We start from the raw sequence: 302 nt of genomic DNA, 5'->3' as shown, positions 1-302 counted from the left end.
AGTAAAAGCGGAAGAGCTTGAGCAAATTGAGACGATCGTGACTGAGAAAATTAGGCGAGGCCTTACTGTAAATATAGACAATAAAGGAATCGAAGAGGCAAAGGCAATGGGAGCAATGGCTCTATTCGGGGAGAAATACGGTGATATCGTCCGCGTTGTTCAGGTTGGTGATTACAGCTTAGAATTATGTGGTGGTTGCCATGTTCCGATTTCTTCTGTGATCGGCTTGTTTAAAATTGTTTCTGAAAGTGGAATTGGCGCTGGTACGAGACGAATTGAAGCTGTGACAGGGGAAGCCGCAT

At 44.7% G+C, this 302-nt stretch carries 1 pseudogene; it reads left to right on the top strand.

The annotated features are described in order from the left end of the window. Positions 1-302, top strand: a pseudogene (gene alaS, locus PZE06_RS28010) (alanine--tRNA ligase); the annotation flags it as partial.

This window comes from Robertmurraya sp. DFI.2.37, from assembly GCF_029211245.1.
In the GTDB taxonomy this organism is placed as follows: Bacteria; Bacillota; Bacilli; order Bacillales; family Cytobacillaceae; genus Robertmurraya; species Robertmurraya methanolica_A.
This window is presented reverse-complemented; position numbering and strand designations above follow the sequence as displayed.